Origin of the sequence: Bacillus sp. UNC322MFChir4.1 (assembly GCF_000746135.1) — a bacterium.
Taxonomy (GTDB): Bacteria; Bacillota; Bacilli; order Bacillales; family Bacillaceae_G; genus Bacillus_A.
In genome coordinates this window covers 1-21,838 of record NZ_JQKQ01000043.1, presented here as the reverse complement: position 1 = coordinate 21,838, position 21,838 = coordinate 1, and the positions used below count along the sequence as shown (strand labels likewise).

The 21,838-nt window shown below is 38.2% G+C and carries 19 protein-coding genes and 2 pseudogenes; 4 read left to right on the top strand and 17 right to left on the bottom strand.

What is annotated here, in order from left to right; all coding sequences use genetic code 11:
- Positions 1 to 11: 11 nt before the first annotated feature.
- The 6 genes from relA to BR72_RS15415 all read right to left on the bottom strand — a co-directional run bounded on the left by relA (position 12) and on the right by BR72_RS15415 (position 9,279).
- Positions 12 to 2,192: a GTP diphosphokinase gene (relA, locus tag BR72_RS15440; protein ID WP_035434347.1), complete on the bottom strand. Its 2,181-nt coding sequence runs from the start codon at positions 2,190 to 2,192 to the stop codon at positions 12 to 14.
- 205 nt (positions 2,193 to 2,397) lie between these two features.
- On the bottom strand, positions 2,398 to 2,910 hold the full coding sequence (locus BR72_RS15435) for an adenine phosphoribosyltransferase (protein ID WP_035434346.1): 513 nt from the start codon (positions 2,908 to 2,910) through the stop codon (positions 2,398 to 2,400).
- 47 nt (positions 2,911 to 2,957) lie between these two features.
- Positions 2,958 to 5,297, bottom strand: a complete 2,340-nt coding sequence (gene recJ / locus BR72_RS15430) for a single-stranded-DNA-specific exonuclease RecJ (RefSeq protein ID WP_035434345.1) — start codon at positions 5,295 to 5,297, stop codon at positions 2,958 to 2,960.
- A gap of 99 nt (positions 5,298 to 5,396) precedes the next feature.
- Positions 5,397 to 6,290 (bottom strand): cation diffusion facilitator family transporter, encoded by an 894-nt coding sequence (locus BR72_RS15425; RefSeq protein WP_035434344.1) that lies wholly within the window; start codon positions 6,288 to 6,290, stop codon positions 5,397 to 5,399.
- A 336-nt stretch (positions 6,291 to 6,626) separates the two neighbouring features.
- A complete protein-coding gene (gene secDF, locus BR72_RS15420) occupies positions 6,627 to 8,888 on the bottom strand; it encodes a protein translocase subunit SecDF (protein WP_035434343.1) in 2,262 nt (753 codons plus the stop codon).
- A 106-nt stretch (positions 8,889 to 8,994) separates the two neighbouring features.
- Positions 8,995 to 9,279 (bottom strand): post-transcriptional regulator, encoded by a 285-nt coding sequence (locus BR72_RS15415; RefSeq protein WP_035434341.1) that lies wholly within the window; start codon positions 9,277 to 9,279, stop codon positions 8,995 to 8,997.
- Between the two features lie 121 nt (positions 9,280 to 9,400).
- On the opposite strand from BR72_RS15415, the gene spoVB reads away from it, so the two are divergent.
- Positions 9,401 to 10,960, top strand: a complete 1,560-nt coding sequence (gene spoVB / locus BR72_RS15410; RefSeq protein WP_035434340.1) for a stage V sporulation protein B — start codon at positions 9,401 to 9,403, stop codon at positions 10,958 to 10,960.
- A gap of 33 nt (positions 10,961 to 10,993) precedes the next feature.
- Here the strand turns inward: spoVB and BR72_RS15405 are convergent, their stop codons facing one another.
- Both BR72_RS15405 and BR72_RS15400 read right to left on the bottom strand, forming a co-directional pair.
- Complete coding sequence (locus BR72_RS15405) at positions 10,994 to 11,473, bottom strand: GNAT family N-acetyltransferase (RefSeq protein WP_035434339.1); 480 nt, start codon at positions 11,471 to 11,473, stop codon at positions 10,994 to 10,996.
- A gap of 77 nt (positions 11,474 to 11,550) precedes the next feature.
- On the bottom strand, positions 11,551 to 12,198 hold the full coding sequence (locus tag BR72_RS15400) for a DUF421 domain-containing protein (RefSeq protein WP_035434337.1): 648 nt from the start codon (positions 12,196 to 12,198) through the stop codon (positions 11,551 to 11,553).
- 114 nt (positions 12,199 to 12,312) lie between these two features.
- Here BR72_RS15400 and BR72_RS15395 point away from each other — a divergent pair, with 114 nt between their 5' ends.
- Positions 12,313 to 12,699 carry a TIGR04086 family membrane protein gene (locus tag BR72_RS15395; RefSeq protein WP_035434336.1) on the top strand — a complete coding sequence of 129 codons (387 nt, stop codon included), beginning with the start codon at positions 12,313 to 12,315 and terminating at the stop codon, positions 12,697 to 12,699.
- 375 nt (positions 12,700 to 13,074) lie between these two features.
- On the opposite strand, the gene yajC is transcribed toward BR72_RS15395, so the two are convergent.
- From yajC to ruvA, 6 genes and pseudogenes are all read right to left on the bottom strand, one after another.
- Positions 13,075 to 13,335 carry a preprotein translocase subunit YajC gene (gene yajC, locus BR72_RS15390; RefSeq protein WP_035434334.1) on the bottom strand — a complete coding sequence of 87 codons (261 nt, stop codon included), beginning with the start codon at positions 13,333 to 13,335 and terminating at the stop codon, positions 13,075 to 13,077.
- 27 nt (positions 13,336 to 13,362) lie between these two features.
- The gene (gene tgt, locus BR72_RS15385) at positions 13,363 to 14,502 is read right to left on the bottom strand and encodes a tRNA guanosine(34) transglycosylase Tgt (protein ID WP_035434333.1); all 1,140 of its coding nucleotides are present in this window, start codon (positions 14,500 to 14,502) and stop codon (positions 13,363 to 13,365) included.
- A gap of 15 nt (positions 14,503 to 14,517) precedes the next feature.
- The gene (gene queA / locus BR72_RS15380; protein WP_035434332.1) at positions 14,518 to 15,570 is read right to left on the bottom strand and encodes a tRNA preQ1(34) S-adenosylmethionine ribosyltransferase-isomerase QueA; all 1,053 of its coding nucleotides are present in this window, start codon (positions 15,568 to 15,570) and stop codon (positions 14,518 to 14,520) included.
- Between the two features lie 19 nt (positions 15,571 to 15,589).
- Positions 15,590 to 15,721, bottom strand: a pseudogene (locus BR72_RS25695) (DUF2905 domain-containing protein); the annotation flags it as partial.
- 217 nt (positions 15,722 to 15,938) lie between these two features.
- The gene (gene ruvB / locus BR72_RS15375) at positions 15,939 to 16,940 is read right to left on the bottom strand and encodes a Holliday junction branch migration DNA helicase RuvB (RefSeq protein ID WP_035434331.1); all 1,002 of its coding nucleotides are present in this window, start codon (positions 16,938 to 16,940) and stop codon (positions 15,939 to 15,941) included.
- Positions 16,941 to 16,945: 5 nt separating this feature from the next.
- The gene (gene ruvA / locus BR72_RS15370) at positions 16,946 to 17,563 is read right to left on the bottom strand and encodes a Holliday junction DNA helicase RuvA (RefSeq protein WP_035434330.1); all 618 of its coding nucleotides are present in this window, start codon (positions 17,561 to 17,563) and stop codon (positions 16,946 to 16,948) included.
- A gap of 189 nt (positions 17,564 to 17,752) precedes the next feature.
- Between ruvA and BR72_RS15365 the strand changes: the two genes are divergently transcribed.
- On the top strand, positions 17,753 to 18,697 hold the full coding sequence (locus tag BR72_RS15365; RefSeq protein WP_035434329.1) for an iron-hydroxamate ABC transporter substrate-binding protein: 945 nt from the start codon (positions 17,753 to 17,755) through the stop codon (positions 18,695 to 18,697).
- 14 nt (positions 18,698 to 18,711) lie between these two features.
- Here BR72_RS15365 and BR72_RS15360 read toward each other — a convergent pair whose 3' ends face one another.
- Positions 18,712 to 19,242, bottom strand: a complete 531-nt coding sequence (locus BR72_RS15360) for a BofC C-terminal domain-containing protein (RefSeq protein WP_035434327.1) — start codon at positions 19,240 to 19,242, stop codon at positions 18,712 to 18,714.
- Between the two features lie 530 nt (positions 19,243 to 19,772).
- Here BR72_RS15360 and BR72_RS15355 point away from each other — a divergent pair.
- The gene (locus BR72_RS15355; protein WP_035434325.1) at positions 19,773 to 20,300 is read left to right on the top strand and encodes a P-loop nucleotide/nucleoside kinase family protein; all 528 of its coding nucleotides are present in this window, start codon (positions 19,773 to 19,775) and stop codon (positions 20,298 to 20,300) included.
- A 17-nt stretch (positions 20,301 to 20,317) separates the two neighbouring features.
- Here the strand turns inward: BR72_RS15355 and BR72_RS15350 are convergent, their stop codons facing one another.
- Together BR72_RS15350 and BR72_RS26765 are read right to left on the bottom strand one after the other, a co-directional pair.
- Entirely contained in the window at positions 20,318 to 21,025 is a 708-nt protein-coding gene (locus tag BR72_RS15350; protein ID WP_035434324.1) for a YhcN/YlaJ family sporulation lipoprotein, read from the bottom strand.
- A 426-nt stretch (positions 21,026 to 21,451) separates the two neighbouring features.
- A pseudogene (locus BR72_RS26765) lies at positions 21,452 to 21,838 on the bottom strand (hypothetical protein); the annotation flags it as partial.

Below are 21,838 nucleotides of genomic sequence, written 5' to 3'. Positions count from 1 at the left end.
TTCACTCCTTATTAATGCATCATGCGGCGCACCGCATAAATTTCTGGAACCCGTTTAATGCGCTCGACAACTTTTTTCAAATGCTGTAAGTTACGAATTGAAATAGACATATGAATCGTTGCCATTTTGTTACGGTCGCTTCTTCCTGAAACAGCTGAAATATATGTTTTCGTCTCTGTTACAGCTTGCAGTACTTCATTTAGTAAACCGCGGCGGTCATATCCTGAAATTTCAATGTCAACATTGTATTCAATTTCTTTTTCAGGACTGCCTTCCCACTCTACTTCTAACAGTCTCGCCTGTGCTTCTTCTGTATGAACATTTACACAGTCAGTACGGTGTATGGATACACCGCGCCCTTTTGTAATATAACCAATAATATCATCGCCTGGAACTGGATTACAGCACTTTGATAAACGAATAAGTAAATTATCCGCACCGCTTACTTTTACACCAGAATCCCATTTGCGAATTTTCATTGGTTTGCGAACTTCTTTTACTTCTGTTAAATCCTCTTCACGTTGCTTACGGAATTTATCTGTTAGACGTGTGACGATTTGCGATGCAGTAATCCCGTTATATCCAACAGCGGCAAACATATCTTCTTCATTTGCAAAATTAAATTTCTCAGCAACGCGCTTTAAGTTATCAGGTGCTAATACTTCCTTCATCTCATACTCAAGGCCTCGCACCTCTTTTTCAACAAGCTCGCGGCCTTTTTCAACATTCTCATCACGGCGCTGCTTTTTGAAAAATTGACGAATTTTATTTTTCGCATGCGATGTTTGTGCTAATTTCACCCAGTCCTGACTCGGACCATATGAATGTTTAGATGTTAAAATTTCAATGATGTCACCTGTTTTTAATTTATAATCTAGAGTGACCATTTTCCCGTTTACTTTTGCACCAATCGTTTTATTCCCGATTTCAGAGTGAACGCGATAAGCAAAGTCAATCGGTACAGAGCCAAGCGGCAATTCCATGACATCTCCTTTTGGTGTAAAGACAAACACCATATCAGAGAATAAATCAATTTTTAACGATTCCATAAATTCTTCTGCATTCGAAGCTTCATTTTGCCATTCTAAAATTTGACGGAACCATGTTAATTTTTTCTCAAGCGTACCTGTTGTTTCAGCCGTTTTTCCTTCTTTATATGCCCAGTGAGCCGCAATTCCGAATTCGGCAATTTCATGCATTTCTTTCGTACGAATTTGCACTTCAAGCGGGTCGCCTTTCGGTCCAATTACTGTCGTATGCAATGACTGATATAAATTCGCTTTTGGCATTGCGATATAATCTTTAAAACGTCCCGGCATCGGCTTCCAGCACGTATGAATAATACCTAGAACGGCATAACAATCTTTAATACTATTTACGACAACACGAACAGCTAACAAATCGTAAATTTCATTGAATTGCTTATTTTGCATTGCCATTTTTCGATAAATGCTATAAATATGCTTTGGACGACCTGAAATCTCTGTTTGAATCGCAACTTCTTTTAATTTGTCACGAATTCCCCCCATAACTTCATCTAAATATTCTTCACGCTCTGCACGCTTACGTTTCATTAAGTTGACAATACGATAATATTGCTGCGGATTTAAATAACGCAGCGCTGTATCTTCTAATTCCCACTTAATCGTATTAATTCCAAGCCTGTGTGCTAATGGTGCAAAAATTTCTAATGTTTCATTTGCAATGCGGCGCTGTTTTTCTTGCGGTAAATGTTTTAATGTTCGCATGTTATGAAGTCGGTCTGCAAGTTTAATTAAAATAACGCGAATATCTTGCGCCATTGCAATAAACATTTTTCGATGATTTTCCGCCTGCTGCTGTTCATGAGATTTATATTTAATTTTCCCTAGCTTCGTTACACCATCAACAAGCATTGCAATCTCTTTTGTAAATTCACGTTCAATGTCTTCTAATGTTACATCTGTATCTTCTACTACATCATGTAAAAAACCCGCAGATACAGTTGACGGATCCATGTGTAAGTCCACTAAAATCCCTGCTACTTGAATAGGGTGGATAATATATGGTTCACCTGATTTTCGGTATTGCTCACTATGTGCCGCACGTGCAAATTCATATGCGCGCGCCACAAGATCGATATCATCATCGTGTAAATATTGCCCTGCTTTCTCCAGTACCTGCTCAGCTGTTAGCACTTGTTCATTCGCCATCTAATCACCTTTTATTAAAGATTCATAATCTCTTTCCTTGCCAATTAGAATAATTTTTATCTTACCATTATAACGTAATGATTGTGAATTGTGAAAAGGAAAAGATTTTACAGACATTTCGCTTTACTTTTTTTCGATACATATATAAAAATACCCGATCCTCTCAAAGAGATTCACGGGTACTCCGCATATTGCCCTGTTACAATTAATATTGTTCTAATACTAATACGTCATAGCCATCTAACATTTTACGGCCATCTAAGTAAGTAAGCTCTACTAAAAATGCAATACCTGCAACAACACCGCCAAGTTCTTCTACTAGCTTAATTGTCGCTTCAATTGTTCCACCTGTAGCTAATAAATCATCTGTAATTAATACGCGTTGCCCTGGTTTGATTGCATCTTTGTGAATTGTTAACACATCTTTACCATACTCTTTACCGTAATCTACTTTGATTACTTCGCGTGGTAATTTACCTAATTTACGAACCGGCGCAAAGCCTACTTCTAGTGCGTAAGAAACTGGGCATCCAATAATAAAACCACGTGCTTCTGGTCCTACTACAAGGTCGATATCTCTTTCTTTTGCATACGCAACGATTGCATCTGTTGCTGCTTTATATGCTTTTCCATCGTTCATTAAAGGTGTGATGTCTTTAAAGACAATACCTTCTTTCGGATAATCTGGTACGATTGCAATATGTTTCTTGAAATCCATATTTATGAATCCTCCTCAAATATAAAAGAGTTGTAAATACAAGCCCTTTACCCTAACTGCTCTATTTCTTTATGATTACGAATCGTTTCAAACCATGCATATAACTGCTGATATGTGCTATAAACCAGTTCCTTTTCTAATTGTAATTGGTTTATTTTCTCACGATACGTGTTTGATTCGGTTAAATCACGCTTTTTCATTCCTTCTGCCATAAAAATGACACCGTCTTTTATTGTAACAAATTCTAACTCAAAAAACACCTGTGTCATGAAATTTACTGTATCTTTTGACCACCCTTTATGACGGCAAAGCTGCTCACCATATTGACGAAGCGAAAATGGTGCTTTTTGATGTAGGAACGAATAGTACCACTTAAAATGTTCTCTCGTTGGAACGGTACTAAACAAATGATTGTTTTCTTGATAAAAAACAGTATAAATGCGGGCTGGGAATCCTTTTTCACATATGTGCTTTAAATCGTCTGTCGCATCTGGTAAATCAAGAATAACAGCGTAGCGATCTTCTAATGTTGTCACATCTTTAGCCTGCATTGCATAATCTTTATATGCTTCTAACGAAAACTTTTGCAGTGCTTCTTCCTTAAAATATACAATTGTCAATTTATCACTTGAAAGGTCCGCTAAATTCGTTTCTACATTACGCATGCTGCGCCAATCAAATAATTGCCAAGCTTCTACAGCAATGTCTTGAACCATAATTTGTGGTTTACGGAAATTATTCCATTCATTAATAGAAGCTTCTCCAACGATCGATACTTGCGCTACAGGAGAAATTTCTTTTGCAAATGCCCCGAAACCAAAGCCGATGCTATCTAATGTTGCTTGTCCATCGCGAAGTGTCATTTTTAAATGTGAGCCATCGGAACCTATAGCGCGAATACTTTCTAGGCTTGCATCTTTCACAGCGATGCGCGGCTTCGGATTCCCAACACCGAACGGAGCAAGCTTTTGCATTTCTTCGATTGCAGCTAGCGTGACATCTTCCACTTTACATACTACATCCACCGTAGTGACAGGAATAAAATCTTCTTCTGACAACAATGCAGCGGCTTGCTCATTTAAACGGCGACGCAGTTCACCGACATCATCCATACTAAGAGTCATACCAGCCGCCATTGGATGACCGCCAAAATGCGGTAATATATCACGGCAATCTGATAAATTCGCATATAAATCAAAACCTTCAATACTACGAGCTGAACCTTTTGCTGTGCCTTTTTCAGGATCAATACTTAAGACAATTGTCGGCCTGTAAAAGCGATCTACGAGCTTCGAAGCAACAATCCCAATTACGCCGGGATTCCATCCTTCTTTAGCTAAAACTAATACCGTATTCTCTTCTGGTGGATAATGCGCTTCTACTTCTGCAATCGCTTCTTCAGTAATTTGCTTTACAATGTCTTTTCGTAATTTGTTTAGTTCATCGATTTCTTGCGCGAGTTCTTTCGCTTCTTCTACGTCTTCTGATAATAATAAATGAACAGCCGGGGCAGCATCTTCTAATCGTCCAACCGCGTTAATGCGCGGTCCAATTGCAAACCCAACACTTTCTTCTGTAATTTCACCTTGCGAAATATTAGCAACTTTAAACAGCGCTTGTAAACCTATTCGCTGCGTTGTTCGCATTTTTTTCAATCCACGCTGTACAAGTAGACGGTTTTCGCCATTAAGAGGCACTAAGTCAGCTACTGTACCAATAACAGCAATTTCCAATAAATGTTCTGGTACACTACCAAGCAAAGCATGGGCAACTTTAAACGCCACACCAACACCCGCTAAATAGTGATATGGATACATACCGCCCTCTAACTTCGGATGAATGATAGCCAATGCTTCCGGCAATTCTGGCGGCGGCTCATGATGATCAGTAATAATTAAATCAATGCCAAGCTCCTTGGCAACTTGCGCCTCATGAACAGCTGCAATCCCTGTATCAACCGTAATAATAAGCGAGAAGCCAGCGCGATGCGCCCAGCGAAACGCTTCCTCATTCGGCCCATATCCTTCTGTGAATCGGTTCGGAATATAAAACTCTACATCCGCTCCGATTTCTTGTAATGCTAAAAATAAAACGGTTGTACTACTAACACCGTCCGCATCATAGTCACCAAAAATTAAAATTTGTTCACCGTTTTGAATCGCTTGGCGAATGCGCAGTACAGTACGATCCATACCTTCAAGTAAAAAAGGATCGTGAAATTCTTGCTGCTCTGTACTTAAAAAACCCACAATCTTTTCTTCTGTATCTAAACCTCTATTTAGTAATAACGAAGTAACAAGAGATGACAATTGAAGTTTATTTGCCAATTGTTCTACAAGTTCCACATTATTATCCGTTTCTTTCCAACGCGTCTTCGGTTGTAACACGAAATCACCCCTTAACCTGTCCATTATACTAGACAGACTAAGGGGTGACAATGAGGTTTGATTAACCAATTAGACCCTTTTACGTAACCCTCCCCTATATTAATCAGGAGAGTATGGATTAATATGAACGAAAACATTTTGCACATGATCTTGCTGCATGAGCACCTCTTTCACACGTTTACCAATGCGATGCCCTTCCTCCACTGTAATGTATGGATCGACAGACACTTTAATATCAACGATGACATAATGTCCATGCTCCCTTGCATATAGCGAACCGATTTTCTTTATTCCTGCCACTTGCATAACCGCTTCTCTCATCGGAATAATATCTTCCTCATGAAGAACATGGTCTAGCGTTGTATGAATCGCTTCTTTTCCGATATCCCAAGCCATTTTTATAACGAGTAAAGATACGAATAAACCAGCAACTGGATCAGCATATACAAGCCACTCCATCCCCAATTTATTCCCGATAATTGCTGCCCCAATACCAATTAAAGCAGCAATTGATGAAAACACATCAGAACGATGCTCATACGCGTTTGCAATAATCGCATCACTATTTATCCTTTTTCCTAACTGATATTTATAACGAAACATCCATTCTTTCACAACAATCGAAAGAAGTACAGCAATCACAGTAATCCAGCGCGGAGGCTCGAGAACTTGTGTAAAAGCTTTAACGGAAGAAATAACAATTTCAATGCCGACAATAAACAGAAGAACAGCTACAATAATTGCGGAAATAGATTCTGCTTTTCCGTGTCCATATGGATGATCCTCATCAGGCGGTTGCTTTGCTGCACGCAGTCCAAAATAGACTGCTAATGAGCCGATAACATCCGAACCAGAATGAACTGCGTCCGCCATAAGCGCTTTACTATTTCCAATATATCCAATAACAGCTTTGACAATCGCAAGCACAATATTGCCGATAATTCCAATAATCGCTCCAAATTCCGCTTCTTTAAAACGTTCATCTTTTTCCATAATCGAAACCCTTTCTTTCACCAACGTACACTTTATCTCGCTACTTGTGGACAGCAAGCCCCCCACCTCAAGATTCCGCGAAAAACGTTGTCCAGTTCCAGTGGCTATAATGTTCGGTGGCTTCGCTTCTTCCTACGAGGTAAAAAACACCTCTACGTCAGAAGCTCCATCCCCCTCACATTCTGAACGAGCCGCTTCCACTTTTCTAAAGAAGATAGACGGGGGATAACTGTCCGTAAATGCCCGCACTAACCTTCACTTTATTCTATCCCAGAACAAAAAAAGAAATGCCTGCAAAGAGGCATCTCTTTTCATTCAAATTTAAGTGATTGTTTCTTATACTTGCGGTTCAGATGTCTTTACTTCTACTTTTTTCTGACCTTTTCCTTTTTTCAAACGGCGGTTTTCAAGCATCAGCCAAATTTGGGATGCCACGAAAACAGAAGAGTAAGTACCAACAATTAAACCGACAAATAATGCAATTGAGAAGTTACGTAATGACTCACTTCCAAAAATTAACAATGTAATAACAGGTAGTAACACTGTCATAACCGTATTAATAGAACGGCCGATTGTTTGGCGAATACTCGCATTCACAATCTCTTCTAAATCGCTTAACGTGCGAATTTTTTGTTTCTGTTTGTACAACTCACGATTTCGGTCAAACGTAACAATCGAATCGTTAATAGAATAACCGATAATTGTTAACACCGCTGCAATAAACGTTAGATCGACTTCTAAGTGAAGTAAGCTGAACGCAACGATAATGAAGAATGCATCGTGCAGAAGTGCTAATACTGCTGATAATGCATATGTGAAGCGGAAACGAATGCTCACATATAAAATGATAACAGCTGATGCAATCAGTACTGCATAAAACGCATTTCGCGCAATTTCTTTCCCGATTGTCGGAGAAACTGTACTTATGTTTGGCTCTGTACCATATTTATCGTGGAAGACTGTTTTTACTTTCGCAATATCATCTTTTGATAATACACCAATTGTACGAACAGCAAATCCTTTATTATTATCACCTGTTGGCACAATATCTTCTTGCTTCACATCTACTTTCAAATCATGCAATTCTTTTTGTACTTGTGACACTGTTATCGCTTGATTTGTTTTAATATCCATGCGCGTACCACTTTCAAAGTCAATGCCTAGATTCAATTTGAAAATTGGTAAAATAATCGCACCCGCAATCATGACAACAACTGAGAACCAGAAAAATTTATGTCCGATGCTAACAAAGTTAATACGATCAAATCTCGTTGGTGCATGTTCTACACCTTTTGTTAATGGAATAACTTCCTTCGGTTTTACACCAAAGTAAGTATATTTTTTATCAAAATAACGACTCTTAACAAGTAAACCAAGTAAGAAACGTGTACCATATACGTTTGTAATAAAGCCGACAAAAATACTTACAATTAAACTTGTCGCAAATCCTCTAACAGAACTTGTACCATATGCAAATAATACACCAGCTGCTGCAAGTGTTGTAATGTTTGCATCTAGAATGGTTGATAATGAACGCTGATTACCTGCACGATATGCCGATAACATCGATTTTCCGATGCGCAGTTCTTCTTTCAGTCTTTCATATGTAATAACGTTTGCATCAACCGCAATTCCGACCCCGAGCACGAGCGCTGCTATACCCGGCAATGTGAGAACCGCATGCATCCAATTGAATACGAGTAACGTTATGTAAATATATAAACCAAGCATAATTATCGCTACAAGACCAGGTAGACGATAGAATACAAGCATAAATAAGAAAATAAGAGCTATACCAATTGCACTAGCAAAAATTGTTTTTTGCAGTGCTTGCTCACCAAATTTCGCTCCAACAGAAGTAGAGTATATTTCTTTTAAATCAACAGGAAGTGCTCCGGCATTTAACAACTCTGAAAGTTGTTTTGCGCTCTCTACTGTAAAGTTCCCACCAACAATAGATACTTCCGCTTGATTAAATACTTGATTCACAGTAGCTGCTGATAAATATTTCGGTTTTGGTTTTGCTGCTTCTGCCTTGTAAGAATCTTTTCCTTCTTCAAAATCAAGCCAAATTACCATTAAGTTGTTCGGTTTCATGCTTAATACTTTCTCAGTCACTTGACGGAATTTATCAGCACTCTTTAACTTTAAGCCAACACTTGGTCGACCTTGCTCATCAAACGTTTGCTTTGCACCGTTCGTTGCTAAATCAGCACCGTCCATAAGAATGTTATCATTTACATCACGGAACGTTAATTTCGCTTGAGTTGATAACACATCTCGCGCTTGCTGTTGATCTTTGATGCCAGCAAGCTGCACACGAATACGATCATTTCCTTCAATTTGGATATTCGGTTCGCTTACACCAAGAACGTTTACACGTTTTTCGAGTGCACCAACCGTACTCACAAGAGTATCCCTAGTAACTTTTTCCCCTTTTTTCGCTGGCTTTACTTCATATAAAATTTCAAAGCCGCCTCGAAGATCAAGTCCGAGATTAATTCCTTTTGTAATGTTTTTTGTCGTTGCTCCAATGATTCCTCCAATTAATAACACAACGAGGAAAAAGGCAACGATTCTGCTACTTCGCTTTGCCATATGTTTCTTGTTCCTCCTTTGAACAAAAGCGCTTGTTCCAAAATTACCTCTTTATCAATACTCCCTATTATACTGCAAGAAGAAGAACAAACCAATTACAACCTTATTATTTATTTTCATATTCATCAAACGACCAAAGTGGTGCTTGATACGCCTTCAGCGTTAAATATGTCATATAGTCGCTAGCTGTTAACGTTAACACATCATTTACAAGCTCATACAATCTGACATTTGGCCCTACTTTTTTCCACTTTTTATCCTTTAAACATTTCCATACGTCTTCTAGTGTAACACGATCATAGCCGAGCATTTGAAACTCTTCCACTTTACTGTCCAAAACGATTTGTAATTGCTCTCGATACGCTTCTACTATTGCCTCTTTCTCAGCCATTTTTAGCTCATCTCCCTCTGATCTCACGTTCCTCATTTCAAAAGCTTGTCATGCTTATCTTATTCATGCATATAAATTATTGTAAATCATTCCATTGATTTTGAGAAGGTAGGAGAAAACAATGACGAAACAAACCTTTTTACGAGGTGCTTTTATTTTAATGTTCGCTGGTTTTATCACAAAAATATTAGGTTTTATTAACCGGATTGTGATGGCGCGCATTTTAGGCGAAGAAGGCGTTGGGCTATATATGATGGCTGTTCCAACATTTATATTAGCTATTACCATTACACAAATCGGCCTTCCAGTTGCCATCGCAAAACTGATTGCTGAAGCAGAAGCTACAAACGATAAACAACAAGTTAAAAAAATATTAACCGTTTCATTAGCCATTACCTCAGTCATTAGTATTCTATTAACAATCGGAATTATGCTTCTTGCTCCTTTATTAGCAGAAACATTATTAACTGATAAACGAACTTACTATCCATTAATCGCTATTTTACCAGTTGTACCAGTCATTGCCGTTTCCTCTGTGCTGCGCGGTTACTTTCAAGGGAGACAAAATATGAAACCGAGTGCCTATGCACAGGTGCTAGAACAAGTCGTTCGCATTACGATTATCGCTGTATGCATTCGCTTTTTCTTACCATATGGAGTAGAATACGCCGCAGCAGGTGCCATGCTCTCAGCTGTACTTGGAGAAATCGCTTCTCTATTATTTTTGCTAACATTATTTCAAAGAGAAAAACACCTTTCCATTCGTTCCCGTTTTATAAGTACTGTAAAGGAAAGTAAACACACCTTTTATTCCTTAATGGATATTGCACTTCCTACAACAGGAAGCCGCTTAATTGGATCTATTTCTTACTTTTTTGAACCAATTGTTGTTATGCAAAGTTTAGCAATCGCCGGAGTTACTGCTTCAATTGCAACGCAGCAATACGGTATATTAAATGGATATGCCTTTCCACTTTTGTCTCTGCCGGCCTTTATTACATATGCTCTTTCCACGGCACTCGTCCCCTCGATTAGTGAAGCAAACGCCAAAAAGCAGCGCCGTTTAGTAGAGCACAGATTACAGCAAGCACTGCGCATCTCTCTTATTACAGGTGGATGGTCTGTCGTCATTTTATATGTATTTGCTTCACCTATTTTAACGCTTATGTATGGTTCTGATAGTGCGACTCTTTTCATTCAAGTGCTTGCACCTTGCTTTTTATTTCACTATTTTCAAGGACCACTCACATCTGTACTACAAGCTCTCAATTTAGCACGAGCTGCCATGATGAATACATTTATCGGAGCAATTGTGAAATTACTTGTTATTTTCGTCCTTGCTTCACAACCACAGTTTCAAATGATGGGCGTCGCTCTTGCAATTGCAGCCAATATCGTTACTGTTACTTTACTTCACTATGCAACTGTCTTAAAAAAAATTACATTTACTATTTATATAAAAGACTATATGTACGGCTTACTCGCTATTGTCATCGCTGGGAGCGTAGCCTATTACATACATACACGCATAACCTTCTCTCCTTCACTTGGCATGCAAACATTATGGGAAGTGCTATCTACTTCGATACTGTATGTATTTCTGTTAATCCTTTTTGGCCTTATTCGAAAAGATGAATTACTAAGGCTCCCAATTCTTCGTAAATTTTCTTTTTTAAAATAAAAGTAGCTATCGAAATACATTCGATAGCTACTTTTATTTACTATGTGTTTTTTTATAATAGACAAGCGTTGTACACTCATTCAATCTTTTTCTAACACCAGTCTGTTCAAAACCCATTTTTTCATACAAATAACAGTTCCGTTTTTCCTCTAAAATTGTGGCTAATTCCCAACTTGTTGCTTGCGGGAACATCTCTTCTAATAAGAATATTATTTTCTGGGCAATTCCATTCCCTTGATACTTCGGAAGAATAAACATTGGACTAATCCAAAATTCAGTATTCTCTTCTTTCCGAACTACACATACAGCACCAACAACGTCATTATTGTACATGATTTTGTAAAATCCACCATGCAGATTGTTAATTCTTGTAATGATTCTATCAAGCTTCTCATTTGCCGGATTCGTATTGTAATCTTGGTATGTTTCCAATAACGGTAGAAAAGCTTCTACTTGCATAGCATGAATCAATTCTGCGTCCGAAACTGTAGCTTTTTCTAACGTAACTCCCATATCTTTCACTCCAAATTAGACTTCTTTGCCCTTTTATATTCGACATAGTTCTATGAAGTCCTGTTTGAAGCAGACCTTTACTCATCTTTTAAATCCACAAAAAACTGCCCGTTTTGAAAACTACAATATGAAATCTTCTCAATATCGGTATGCCCTAGTTTCTTTAACTTATCCTTCAGCCATATATCGGTATGTTCCATCATGTATAAATGTTTTTTCTGAATTTCTCCATCAATAATAAGCGGAAGTGAAAATAATGGTGTGTCATTTTTACTTTTTTGTTTTTCAAATATTGATAATCTCCCTGATGGCTCTAAAATCGCATACTCGACATCACGTATATCACCGATACGTTCCTCACGTAATTGCATAAGTAAATCATCCATGTTGTATCGCTGTTTACGCATTTGCTTTTCATCTATCTTCCCCTCACGTACGATGATAGCCGGTTCTCCTTCTAGTATGTGACGAATGCGCTGACTTTTTAGCGAGACAACGGATAACACAATTTGAATGAGCATAATCAGCACCATCGGAACGAGTTGATGCCAAATTGACTTATCCATATTTTCAATTGCAATAACTGCCATTTCACCAAGCATAATAAACACAACTAAGTCTAAAACACTTAACTCACCAATTTCTCGTTTTCCCATCAGTCGGAAAATAATTAACATCACACTGTATAAAAGAATGGTTCGAAAGATAATTTGAAGTATTTCCATCTTCTCTTTCCCTTCTCCTTGCAATTTCTATACATTAGTTTTCCCGTACAAAAAGAAACTAGTCTAACTTAGCACAAGAGAAAATATGCTTGTATTAGAAAGGAGAGATGCTTTATGGATGGAACAAAAAAATTATCAATTGCAGTTGGATTCGGCATCGTTACCTTACTTATTTTCGCTTGCCTAGCAAGTCTCATCATCGCTTTATTATTGAAATTTACAAACATAAATGAAGGGACTTTATCCATCGCACTTCTTGTCCTCGCCATTGTGTCAACACTTGTCGCTGGATTTGTTGCTGGAGTAAAAGCACAAGGAAAAGGGTGGTTTGTCGGTGGATCTACTGGAGTCTTATTTGCAATTCTCGTATTTCTTGTAAATTATTTAGGGTTTTCATCGGCGTTATCGAACGCACAACTTCTCTATCAACTTGTCATTATTGCGGCAAGTACAATTGGGGGCATATTTGGAGTCAATATCGGTAAGCGGACAACATATTAAACAGCGAAGCTGTCCTAAAAAATTACTATATAAATTAAAAAACTCCTGTCTTTTTAGATTGAGACGTGAGCATCTGGCCGCGCATAGAAACGGTCAAGGCCTGTTCCTACCACATGCAAAGTCGAAAACAAAAGGAGAAAGTAAGTGCATACCCGCTACTTATATGTCGAAAAATTTAATGGATATATAAACAGTGACTTTTGGAGACAGCTTCTATGTTTTCCCCGTATATATGAATGAATTTCACAAGTCAGAATCCATCAGAAAAAACGAATTATATTTTCTCATTCTCATTATTATTTACTGATTTAGTAATACTTAAATTTATAAAAAAAAGGTGCTCTAAAAGTAATACTTTTAGAACACCTTGTTGCATTAGTTTTTCACAGTTTCACGAATTGCGTTGCGATCAAATGTAAGGTGTGAACCACCAGATTTAATCACAATCGTTGTATCGTTTACAGATTCAATTGTACCGTGTAAGCCACCAATCGTTACGATTGCATCGCCTTTTGTCAGTTCACTTTGCATTTGCGCTACAGCCTTTTGACGTTTTTGTTGCGGACGAATTAGTAAGAAGTAGAAAATCGCAAACATCGCAACAATCATGACAATATTCATCATACCTGGATTCATCTTTTATTCCTCCTCAATTATTATGTATTAGAAGTTTTTAGCATTCGGTTTATTAAAGCCATATTGTTCAAAGAACTCCTCACGGAAATCTCCAAGACGGTCTTCACGAATGGCTTGTCTCACCTGCTCCATTAATTTTAACAGAAAATGCAGGTTGTGATAAGACGTTAAACGAATTCCGAATGTTTCATCACATTTCATTAAGTGACGGATGTACGCACGTGAATAGTTTTTACATGTGTAACAATCACAATTCGGATCAAGCGGACCAAAGTCTTTCGCAAACTTTGCATTTTTTACAACTAAACGGCCTTCACTTGTCATACACGTACCGTTTCGTGCAATACGAGTTGGAAGTACACAGTCGAACATATCAATACCGCGGATTGCACCGTCAATTAATGAATCTGGTGATCCAACGCCCATTAAATAACGCGGTTTGTTATCAGGAAGAAGCGGTGTTGTAAATTCAAGCACACGGTTCATAATATCTTTCGGTTCCCCAACGGATAAACCACCAACTGCATAACCTGGGAAATCCATTGAAACAAGGTCGCGGGCACTTTGACGGCGAAGTTCTTCAAACTCTCCGCCCTGTACAATACCAAATAAACCTTGATCCTCTGGACGCTGGTGCGCTTTTAAGCAACGCTCTGCCCAGCGGCTCGTACGCTCTACTGATTTTTTCATATACTCAAATGTCGCTGGAAACGGTGGGCACTCATCAAATGCCATCATAATATCAGAACCTAGTGCATTTTGAATTTCCATTGCCTTTTCTGGTGATAAGAATAATTTATCCCCGTTTAAATGATTGCGGAAATGAACGCCTTCCTCTTCAATACGGCGGAAGTCACTTAAACTAAACACCTGGAAACCACCGGAATCTGTTAAAATCGAACGATCCCAGTTCATAAATTTATGTAAGCCGCCTGCCTCACGTACAATTTCATGACCTGGACGAAGCCATAAATGATACGTATTACTTAAAATAATACCCGCATCCATTGCTTTTAACTCTTCTGGTGACATTGTTTTTACTGTCGCAAGTGTTCCAACTGGCATAAAAATTGGTGTTTCAAATGAGCCGTGCGGTGTGTGAACACGTCCTAAACGCGCGCCTGTTTGTTTACATGTTTTAATTAATTCATAACGTATTGCTGTCATATCTTTACTCCTTTTTTATTTCTTCTCTACTTGAGAGTGAGCGGCAACAAACATCGCATCACCGAAACTAAAGAAACGATATTGTTCCTTCACCGCTTCATTGTACGCATGAAGAACATTGTCTCTTCCTGCAAATGCACTCACAAGCATAATTAAAGTTGATTTTGGCAAATGGAAGTTTGTAATTAAACCATCAATCGCTTTAAATTCATATCCTGGATACATAAAAATATCAGTCCAGCCAGAAGCCGCGCAAATCTTACCATTATTATCTGTTGCAATCGTTTCAAGCGTACGCGTTGATGTTGTTCCAACAGTAATAATACGACCACCTTCTTGCTTTACACGATTAAGAAGGTCTGCTGTTTCTGCTGACATATGATAATATTCCGCATGCATATGGTGTTCTTCAATTGTCTCTGCAGAAACTGGTCTAAATGTTCCAAGACCGACATGAAGCGTAATAAACGCTAAATGAACGCCTTTTTTCTTCAATTCTTCTAACAACTCTTCTGTAAAATGAAGCCCTGCTGTTGGCGCTGCTGCTGAGCCAACTTCACGTGCAAATACCGTCTGATAACGGTCACGATCTTCAAGCGTTTCTTTAATATACGGAGGAAGCGGCATTTCACCAAGCTCATCTAGAATTTCATAGAAAATGCCGTCATATGAAAATTGCAAATGACGTCCGCCTTGTTCGCCAGTTCCAACACATGTCGCTTTTAGTTTTCCTTCTCCAAAAGAAATTATCGTTCCTTCTTTCACACGTTTCGCTGGTTTAACAAGTGTCTCCCAAGTATCCCCATCTTCTTGCTTTAATAAAAGCACTTCAATATGTGCACCTGTATCTTCTTTTACACCGTGCAAACGAGCAGGCATTACTTTCGTTTCATTTAAAACTAAGCAATCACCTTCATGTAAATAAGAAAGAATATCCGTGAAATGCTTATGCTGAATTTCACCAGTTTCACGATCTAACACCATTAATCTTGATGTTTCTCGTTCTTCAAGTGGCACTTGTGCAATGAGTTCTTCTGGTAAATGAAAATCAAACAGATTAATATCCATAACTTATGTTCACCTATTTCTATCTAAATCGATTTATTACGTACATAATAAAAGATAATACAATACTTATCACAATACACGTAATGACGGGAAAATAAAAGGTAACATTCCCCTTTTTCACAAAAATATCGCCTGGAAGCCTACCTATAAAGTGAAACTTCCATTAGTGGGGGAGTTTTTCATCCCCCACTGATGGTTAGTTGAACCAATCGGGCTTTTACGGGCAGTTATCCCCCACCTATCTTCTTCGATTCTCTCTCAATCTTGAGGTGGGGGTCTTACTGCCCGTTAATGCGGGATAAACTTCCAAGCTAATCCAACAACAACGAGAAGAATACCGTCTGTAATGAGCAGCTTTGGCATATCTGTCATGCCCCTGGCATCTCCAAACCAAAATGTTCGTATACGAGCGGTGTAACAATGCGCCCTCTTGGCGTTCTTTGTAAGAAGCCAATTTGTAGTAAATACGGTTCATACACATCTTCAATAGTGTGTGATTCTTCCCCTATTGTTGCAGAAACCGTCTCTAATCCAACTGGGCCGCCGCGGAATTTTTCAATAATACCTAGTAACAACTTATGGTCAATATGATCAAGTCCAAGCTTATCTACTTGTAGTAGTTCGAGGGCCATTTGCGTAATTTCTATCGTAATCGTCCCATCGCCTCGAACTTGCGCAAAATCACGTACACGGCGCAATAAACGGTTCGCAATACGAGGCGTACCTCGTGCACGCCTTGCAATTTCTAAAGCAGCTAAGGAGTCGATTTCAACTTCAAACACTTCTGCAGTACGACTTACAATCGCTGATAACTGATCAACTGTGTAATATTCTAAACGAGACAATACACCGAAGCGATCTCGAAGTGGTGCGGATAACGCTCCGGCACGTGTTGTTGCCCCAATTAACGTAAACGGTGGTAAATCAAGCCGAACTGAACGTGCTGACGGGCCCTTTCCAATCACTATATCGAGACAAAAATCTTCCATCGCTGGATACAATACTTCTTCAATTGAACGATGTAAACGGTGAATTTCATCAATGAATAAAACGTCACCTGGTTGAAGCGCCGTTAAAACAGCTGCTAAATCACCTGGTCGCTCAATTGCCGGTCCTGACGTCGTACGAATATTCACACCCATTTCATTCGCAATAATGTTTGCTAATGTCGTTTTCCCAAGCCCTGGTGGACCATATAATAATACGTGATCTAATGTTTCCTCACGCATTTTCGCCGCTTCAATAAATACTTCTAAATTATGCTTTGCTTTATCTTGGCCAATATATTGGCGGAGCGTTTGTGGTCTTAACGAATATTCTAAATCCGCATCTTCATACGCGGATTCTCCTGAAACGAGACGTTCATCCATTCTACTCACCTCTTACCGTTTAGTAAAAGACTAAGTGCCTTTTTAATATATTGATCCGTCGTAAGTGATTCTTTTAATAGTTCTGGCACGACGCGAGATACTTCTCGCTCTGCATACCCAAGCGCTCTAAGTGCTTCCAACGCTTCATCAAGCTCGGCCGATGTTCCTTTTTTCTCATCGAAACGATTTGCATCTGAAAATAAGTCGACAAAGGCATCAGGCACAACATCTGCCAATTTCCCCTTTAAATCCAAAATCATTTGACGAGCTGTTTTCTTTCCGACACCCGGGAACTTCACTAAGAATTTTTCATCCTCATGCTCAATCGCTTGTACAACCTGCCCCGTTTGACCTGAAGCTAAAATCGCAAGCGCTCCCTTCGGTCCAATCCCCGATACACCTAAAAGCTTCGTAAATAGTAAACGCTCTTCACGCGTTTTAAATCCGTAAAGGGCCAATATATCTTCTCTTACATAATGATATGTATATACACGAAGTTCTTGTTTACTTCTTTGAAATACATACGGATTTGGCGTAAAAATTTGATAACCAATCCCGTTATGATCAAGAACGATATACTCCGGTCCTACATATTCCACATAACCTGTAATATATTCAAACAAAACTGTATCTCTCCCTCTCAAATCATGTATTCCATTTTAACATAAATAACGATAGAAATGCGAGATTCCCCCAACAAACGTTCTCTATTACATTTTTCCACTTTTTATCATTGACATGATTATAAAGGAGAATTATCATTACACTAGTGATAATGATTATCAATATTATTTACAAGGAGATCCATTCAAATGAAACGCAATCTATCTATCATCTTTGCACTTATGCTTCTCGCGCTTACAATCGTTGGTTGTTCTTCAAAGAAAGACGAAGCACAATCAAAAGAACAACCAAAAACAAAAGTTGTTAAACACACAAAGGGAGAAGTTGAGATTCCAACTGAGCCGAAGCGAATTGTTGATTTATCTGGTTCAACAGAAGAATTATTACTTCTTGGTCATAAACCAATTGGTACAGCGAATACGTATAAAAATAAAATTCAAGCTCACTTGCAAAATCAATTAAAAGATGTAAAACCAGTTGGCTGGTACTGGGCGCCAAACGCTGATTTAGAAGCAATCGCCGCTTTAAAACCTGATATGATTATTTTAAACAACCGTCAACTAAAAATTTACGATCAAGTCGCAAAAATTGCACCGACTGTTGTGTTAGAAACAAACTTAGAAAAATGGCGCGATAAATTTATTGAAGTAGGCAAACTATTTGGCGAAGAGAAAAAAGCAGAAAAATGGCTTGCAAACTACGACCAAAAAGCTGCTTCACTTTCAATGAAAATTAAAGAAAAAACAAAAGATGAAAACTTTATGTTCCTTGCTGTTACACCGCAAAACTTCCGTGTATATGGGAACTTTGGATACGGAGACATTTTATTTAACGACTTAAAATTACCTGCAACAAAAGGCACAGATTTAAATCAAACAATGGCACAAGTTTCATTAGAAGGTCTTGTTGCCTTCCAACCAGATCACATGTTTATCGTAAACTTTGGCGGCGAAGCTGATAAAGTTTACGAAGACTACAAAAACAGTTCCATTTGGAAAAATACTAAAGCTGTAAAAGACAATTATGTTTACGAAGTAAGCAATGAAGTATTTAACACAAAAGCATTTAACCCAATTGGAAGAGATATGATAATCGATGAAATCGCAAAAATGATTTTAGAAAAACAAAAATAAGAAACAAGCCGTAGCTATTTGAAGCTACGGCTGTTTCCATTTCTCATCGTATATTGCTCCATATCTTTCATCACTTTCACAAACCGCTCTTTCGACTTCACCCGAATTCCTCGCTTCAGCTGTTCACGCTGATAACTTTCCATCTTTTTCATATCAATTTGAAAGAAGGAATGAATGGCATTGTCATTTTTCGGCACACCGTTAAAAATTTGAAGAATTCCCTCTTTCGAAACGCCAAAATACCCACTCGTTTTTAATAACGGCGAAATATCATCAATGCTCTGTTGCAATACAATTTGTACATCATCTCGATCAACAAGTTGCCAATCCTTATATTGCTGTAAAATCTTTTCTAAATTCACAACTTCTTCTCTAAAAATTTCTTGACTCACTTCCCCGTCTAAATATATACGCTGCAACATGATTGTAATTTGAGGTTCCTGCCTAGCTGCATTACCCGAACTCTCTGCCGACGCTACACTCGATTCATGATACAAACAAAACGCAGCTAGCACGATCTGCATGGCAACGATCATGAGCTTCATATGCTGTCACCTCTTTTAGGGAAAATAAAAACTTCTATTTACAGTTTGACCAAAAATAGAAGTTTTATGCTCGTATAAGATTTGAAGTTAGGTATCTCGAAAAGCAACATTAACTCATTATAATAAATACACAGGCATAGGAGCGATTTATTGTCTATAAATTAAAAATGAATTTGTATAAAATAACTTCTTTTATCCATAAAGAATTAGGTATACAAGATTAAGAATACAAAAAAGCGGAGTGACCTCTTCAGCCTACTCCGCTACTATTTTCTATATAATAAGAAAGACGCCTGTCATGCAGGCGTCTTGATGCGTTTACGGCGAGAGACCAGGCGGCCACATCCGCGTGTTTAGCACTTAAGCATATCTCTCGTCTTACGTAAATTAGCTCATCGCTTTGTTAATATAACATTAATAGTTGGAGAAAGCAAGAAGAAAATGATGACCAAAAACGATACCTCTAAAAAGAAGGAGGATTTCAAAATATGTCGAATATGGAGAACACTTAAAAGAAAGGATATAAAATAATGACGCAAGTAATCTTATTTAGAGGAAAAGCAGGTACAGGCAAAACAACAATATCAAATGCTGTAGGCGCACAACTACATATACCCGTAATTCATAAAGACGATTTATATGACTCCATTGCTGAACACATAACAAATCATGTCATTCGAAACAAAATCTGCTTTGATATTCTTTTCCGATTGTTAGAATCCTCTCTTAGTTGTAATGCAACTGTTATTATCGATTTTGGTTATAACCACTTAGATGATGTACTGAACTTAAAATCTTGGATCGAACAACGAGAAGGGATATTGATATCAATTTTATGCACTTGCAGTGATGAAACTGTCTGGGCACATCGACTAAAAGAACGAAAAACAAATCCTCAGCCAAATCAACTCATCACAGACCTACATGAATTAAAAAAGCATTATAGTACAATTAATGCAGAGTTATTAGAAGATGAACTTCAATTAGACTGCATAGAAGATATACATTTATTAACAGAAAAAGCAATACACTACATAAGTGAAAAGAAGGGGAAATAATTCTCCCCTTCTTTCCATTATCGCACCACGTTAGTTACATTCGTACGAAGATCTCGGAACATATTTGTTACATCACGATTTAAATCGTTTGTAACTGTTCCGTTTCGTAGTTGTGTACTCATTGTATCGATGCGAGTAAACATATCTGCTTTTGCCGTTACATAGACATTACGGTTGTTCACAAGAGGCGCAACAGCTTTGCGAATGTCATTTTCTAACGCCTTCTCGTCTGGGTTATTACGAGTTTTGACCGCAATGACAACATCGTTACCACGGACAACAGTAGAAACACGATCTACATTATCCATACCTTTTACTCGGTTGGTAACTGCTTCAGCTACTTTACCATCATTGTTCATATAGGTATTGTTCATCGTAACATTGCGAGTTGGATATGGGTTCGTTAATTGTCCGTGATAATTTACATCGCGGTAATAATTGTATCCAACGTTATCACGACGGTTGTGAATGTCTTGATTAATTTTTGTATATCTTACATTCCCATAATCGTCAGTTCTTACATTGTTACGATATGTGACATAATCTGTGTAACGGTCTGTACGTGCTACATTATCTCTATGCGGATAAGCATTCTCATACGATGTGCGCTCGTAATTATAAGTAGCATTTCGATCCATCGCACTTTTATTTTTAGGTGTACCACATGCAGCTAGTGCACTGGTAACTAACAAAGAAGCAGCAATAATTTTAATTTTTTTGTTCAATGCAAAAACCCCCTCTGTTAGAATGAACTTTTCATTCGAAAAGCTCCCTCTTATCATGAGTCACAAAGAGGTTTTTTACACTGTAAGTATTTTACTTAAAATTCCGGCTATGCTATCGCTAAATGGCGCTTATGCCCTAAGTAGGCATAAAGTCGCTTAATAATAAGGAGATTTTTTTCAAGAAACTCCTCTCATTTCAAATATTTGCAAACTCCATTGTATGTTGAACCCATTTTATTTTCGCCTGTTTGACTTTCCCAAAGACCTCTGTTCTTACTACAACTAATACAATACCGCTCTCAACAATAAGGACTTTTACAATTCCTTGTACTCACAATACTTTATTATATAATCTCCGCCAAATTCCCAAACAGATTCTCACATAAAAACCGTTCTTTATAAAAGAACGGCTTCTTAACACTCTGTTTAATTTTCTTCTTCTGGATAAGGTGTTCCAAATACAGAGGGATGATTTTGTTGATAATACATTGTGCCCGGTTGCGGTGTATACGGAATATATGGGCTTTGCTGATGAAACTCACGCGGGAAATAAGGCATACCCGGCTGTGGACTATACAGTTCTGGTTCACCATCACAACCGCAATCCTCTTGTATTTGCTCCATTTGTGGTACATTATTATCCATTGTGACCGGTGCACCATTCGAATTTGGCATAGAAGGGAATTGCATATCATATGGCGGCATTCCTTGCATCCGTGGCATTCCTTGCATCGGCGGCATTCCTTGCATCGGCGGCATTCCTTGCATCGGCGGCATTCCTTGCATCGGCGGCATTCCTTGCATCGGCGGCAT